The sequence below is a fragment of the Methylorubrum zatmanii genome, from assembly GCF_014845115.1.
Lineage (GTDB): Bacteria > Pseudomonadota > Alphaproteobacteria > Rhizobiales > Beijerinckiaceae > Methylobacterium > Methylobacterium zatmanii.
Genome location: NZ_NKUI01000301.1, coordinates 1 through 4,598, shown reverse-complemented (window position 1 = coordinate 4,598; position 4,598 = coordinate 1). Strand labels below are relative to the sequence as shown.

The following is a 4,598-nucleotide window of genomic DNA, read 5'->3' as shown; positions in this document are numbered from 1 at the left end:
GGCGAGCGCGCTGCGCCCGTCCGCCGGGGTGAGATAGGCCGGCGTGATGCTCTTGAAGGGCAGGCCCTCGGCCTTCAACGCCGCCAGCAGCAGGTAATGGCTGCCCGCGCCCTTGGTCACCGCGACCTTGCGGCCCTTCAGGTCGGCCACCGTCTTCAGCGGCGAATCGCCCGCCACCAGGATCGCCTGCGCCTCCGGTGAGGCGGCCTCCTGGGCGATGTAGGTGATTTTGGCTCCGGCGCCCTGCGCGAAGACCGGCACGGTATCGGCGACATCCGCCGAGACGTCGATGCGGCCGACATTCAGCGCCTCCATGATCGGCAGGCCGCTGGTGAATTCATGCCAGGAGACGGCGACGTTCAGGGGCTTGAGCGCCTTCTCCAGGGTCTCGTCCTGGCGCAGCAGGGAAATCAGCGCGGAGGAGCGCTGATAGCCGATGCGCAGGGTGGCTTCCTCGGCCGCGGCCGGGGTGAGCCCGAGGCTCGCGCCGAGGGCGAGGCCGGTAAGGACGAGGCGGGCAAGGGTCCGGCGGTTCATGGGACTTCTGGCTTTGGGTGACGGAAACGGAGAGGCGTTGGCTCCTCCCCGCAAGGGAGAGGAAATTCACCTGCGAGCGAGAGTGCCTCATGCCGATCCGGTTGATCCCTTCGGGATGGCGGATTCGGATGTCGCTCAGGCGACGCGCGGGCTTGCCGGTACGGCACCGCGTCGGTCGAGCGGACCTGTCAGCTGCCGGGCTTGCGCACGGCACCGGCGATATCGACGGTCTTCGGGACCAGCTTCAGGTCGTGGAAGGTGTCGGCGATGCGCTGCTGTTCGTGGATGACCGCCTCGTCGAGGGCGCGGATGCCGTAGGTCTGGCGTTTCAGGGCGACGCTCAGGATCGGCGCCGGGATGCCGACCGAGGGGGCGAGTTCCTTCGCCACCGCGTCGGTGTTGTCCTTGGCCCAGGCATCGACCTCGGCGATGGCCGCGACGATGGCATCGAGGGCCGGGCCGTTCTCCGCCGCGAAGGTCTTGGAGGAGAGATAGAACTGGTGGTTCGGCACGAGGCCGGTGCCGTCGGCGAGCACCCGTGCGTTGCCCCCGGCCTCGGCCGCGGCGAAATACGGATCCCAGATCACCCAGGCATCGACCGCGCCGCGCTCGAACGCCGCCCGGGCATCCGCCGGAGCGAGATAGACGGGGGTGATGTCGGCGAGGCTCAGGCCCGCTTTCTCGATCGCCCGCACCAGCAGGTAATGGACGTTCGATCCCTTGTTCAGGGCAACCTTCTTGCCGCGCAGCTCGGCGACCGACTGGATCGGGCTCGCCTTCGGCACCAGGATCGCCTCGCCCTTCGGCGCGGCGGGCTCGTGAGCGACGTAGGCCAGGGCATCGCTCGCGGCCTGGGCGAAGATCGGCGGGGTTTCCCCCGCCGAGCCGAAATCGACGGCGCCCGCGTTCAGCGCCTCCATCAGGGGCGGGCCGGAGGGGAATTCCGACCATTGCACCCGGTAGCCCAAAGCCTTCAGCTTCGGCTCCAGGGTCCCGCGCCCCTTGAGCAGCACCAGGGTGCCGTATTTCTGGTAGCCGACCCGTACCGTGCGCTCCTGCGCATGCGCCGCGCGAGGGGCCGTGAGCATCAGGCACGCGAAGATCAGCGCCGCGAGGGCGAACCACAGGCGCGGCAGCCAAACGCGCGGCAGCCACGCGGTCGTGACGGTGACTTCTCGGGCAGGGGCGGGCATCGCTCAAAAACTCCCGATCAATGGGCGCTGACGCGGTGCGTCGGCACGATGTCGTTGGCGATGACCTCGCCGAACGGGCCGTTGTTGCGGGCGGTGCTCGGCGCCGTGCCGGTGGTCGCGCGCAGGGGGAGCTTGGGGAAGACCAGCTCGGCGAAGCGGTAGGCCTCCTCCAGATGCGGGTAGCCGGAGAGGATGAAGCGGTCGATGCCGAGATCGATGTACTCCTTCATCCGGTCGGCGACCTGATCCGCCGAGCCGACGAGCGCCGTGCCCGCGCCGCCGCGCACCAGGCCGACGCCGGCCCAGAGGTTCGGCGAGACGACGAGCTTGGAGCGGTCGCCGCCATGCAACGCCATCATCCGGCTCTGGCCGACGGAATCCTGGCGCTTCAGGGTGGCTTGGGCCTGAGCGATGGTGGCGTCGTCGACCCGCGAGATCAGCTTCTCGGCCGCGTCCCAGGCCTCGGCCTCGGTCTCGCGCACGATCACGTGCAGCCGGATGCCGTAGGAGAAGGTTTTCCCTTTTTTCTCGGCTGCCTCGCGGGCGCGAGAAATCTTCTCCGCGACGCCCGCCGGGGGCTCGCCCCAGGTGAGGTAGACGTCGCAATGCTCGGCGGCGACCTCGATGCCGGCGGGGGAGGAGCCGCCGAAATAGAGCGGCGGATAGGGTGCCTGGACGGGGCGGAAGATCACCCGGCCGTTCTCGGCGCGCAGATGCTTGCCCTCGAAGCTCACGGTCTCGCCGGCCATCAGGCCGCGCCAGATGTGGAGGAACTCGTCGGTGACGACGTAGCGTTCGTCATGGTCGAGGAATACGCCGTCGCCGCGCAGCTCCACCGGGTCGCCGCCGGTGACGACATTGATGAGCAGGCGCCCGTTCGAGATCCGGTCGAGGGTCGCGGCCATGCGCGCCGCCGCCGAGGGCTCCTGCAGGCCGGGGCGCACGGCGACGAGGAACCGCAGGCGCTGGGTCAGGGGGGCGAGGGCCGAGGCGATCACCCAGGAATCCTCGCAGGACCGGCCGGTCGGCAGCAGCACCCCGTAATAGCCGAGGTCGTCCGCGCCCTGCGCGATCTGGCGAAGATAGGCGAGCGACACGTCGCGGGCGCCCTCCGAGGCGCCGAGATAGCGGCCGTCGCCGTGGGTGGGCAGGAACCAGAGAACGTCGGCCTTACCGTCGGTCTGGGTGGTCATGGGGTTACGCTCCGAAAATACGAAAGAACGGGTCATCCCAAATCCGTTTGATCCCTTCGGGATCGCGGATTTGGGCTTCGCTCAGGCGCCGCGCGGGCTTGCCGAGACGGTTCCCGCTTGAATCAAGCGGGAACCGTCTCAGGCGTGGTCGCCGAGAAGCCGGTCGAGGATGCGGCCTTCGAGTTCGGCCAGGGCCGCATCGCCCCGGCGCCGGGGACGCGGCACGTCGACGGCCACATCGAGGGCGATGGCGCCCTGCTCGACCACGAGGATGCGGTCGGCCAGCGCCACCGCCTCGCCGACATCGTGGGTGACGAGGATCGCGGTGAAGCCCTGGTCCTGCCAGATGCGCTCGATCATCGCCTGCATCTCGATGCGGGTCAGCGCGTCGAGGGCGCCCAGCGGCTCGTCGAGGGCGAGCAGAGCGGGACGGCTCACCAGCGCGCGGGCGAGCGCCACCCGCTGGCGCTGGCCGCCGGACAGGGTCGCGGGCCAGTTGCCGGCCTTCTCCGCCAGCCCGACCTCGCCCAGCACCGCGAGCGCCCGGGCCTTGCGCTCGGCCCGGCCGATGTCGCGGCCGAGCCCGACCGCGACGTTGTCGGCGACCCGCGCCCAGGGCAGCAGCCGCGGTTCCTGGAACATGATGCGCTTCGCGTTCTGGCTCCCGTTCACGGTGACGCGGCCGGCGCTCGGTTCCTCGAGGCCGAGGATCAGGCGCAGCAGGGTGCTCTTGCCGCAGCCCGAGCGGCCGACGATGGCGACGAACTGGCCGGCGGGCACGTGCAGGTTGAGATTGCGGATGACGGGGGCGCCCTCGTCGAAGCTTTTGGTCAGGCCGCGCAGGGTGATGGCGAGGCCGGCATCGCGACGGTTCGCGGGGACGTCCTCGATGCGCAGGGCGGGGGCAGCGGACATGGGATCGCTCGGGGTTCGCTCGCGAAGGGATCAGGTGTTGCGGTAGGCCGGGTTCCAGGCGAGGCAGGTGCGCTCCAGGGCTCGGGTCAGGCTGTCGGCGATCTTGCCCAGCAGGGCGTAGATCAGGATCGCCAGCACCACGACATCGACCAGCATGAACTCGCGGGCCTGCATCGCCATGTAGCCGAGGCCGGAATTGGCGGAGATCGTCTCGGCGACGATGAGCGTCAGCCACATGATGCCCAGCGCGTAACGGATGCCGACGAAGATCGAGGGCAGCGCGCCCGGCAGCACCACGCGCCAGAACAATTCGCGCCGGTTCATGCCGTAGACCCGGCCCATCTCGATCAGTTGCGGATCGACCGAACGGATGCCGTGCAGGGTGTTGGCGTAGATCGGGAAGAACACGCCGAGCGCCACGAGGAACAGCTTGGCGCCCTCGTCGATGCCGAACCACAGGATCACCAGCGGGATCAGCGACAGGTGGGGCACGTTGCGCACCATCTGAAGCGTGGTGTCGGTGAGCTTCTCCGACAGGTTCGACAGGCCGTTGGCCAACCCGAAAGAGAGGCCGATGCCGCCGCCGACCAGGAAGCCGGCGGCGGCGCGGGCGAAGCTCACCCAGAGGTTTTCCCACAGCTCGCCGGTCTGAGCGAGGCGCCAGCCCGCGGCGGCGACGTCGAGGGGCGCCGGCATGAACCGGGTCGAGACCAGCCCGAGGGAGGCCGCCGCCTGCCAGCCGGCGATGACGAGGGTGGGC

The 4,598-nt window shown here is 69.7% G+C and carries 5 protein-coding genes; all 5 read right to left on the bottom strand.

Features of this window, described 5'->3' with window-relative positions:
- A partial coding sequence (locus MZTS_RS23900) for an ABC transporter substrate-binding protein (protein ID WP_192285768.1) occupies positions 1-537 on the bottom strand: 537 nt, incomplete at its 3' end.
- A 188-nt stretch (positions 538-725) separates the two neighbouring features.
- Positions 726-1,730: a sulfonate ABC transporter substrate-binding protein gene (locus MZTS_RS23895; RefSeq protein WP_192285766.1), complete on the bottom strand. Its 1,005-nt coding sequence runs from the start codon at positions 1,728-1,730 to the stop codon at positions 726-728.
- Between the two features lie 17 nt (positions 1,731-1,747).
- Complete coding sequence (ssuD, locus tag MZTS_RS23890; RefSeq protein WP_192285764.1) at positions 1,748-2,923, bottom strand: FMNH2-dependent alkanesulfonate monooxygenase; 1,176 nt, start codon at positions 2,921-2,923, stop codon at positions 1,748-1,750.
- A 138-nt stretch (positions 2,924-3,061) separates the two neighbouring features.
- Positions 3,062-3,838, bottom strand: coding sequence for an ATP-binding cassette domain-containing protein (locus MZTS_RS23885; protein WP_192285762.1), 777 nt, complete (start codon positions 3,836-3,838; stop codon positions 3,062-3,064).
- Between the two features lie 30 nt (positions 3,839-3,868).
- Positions 3,869-4,598, bottom strand: a 730-nt coding sequence (locus MZTS_RS23880; RefSeq protein ID WP_192285760.1) for an ABC transporter permease subunit, incomplete at its 5' end; no start/stop codon positions are given.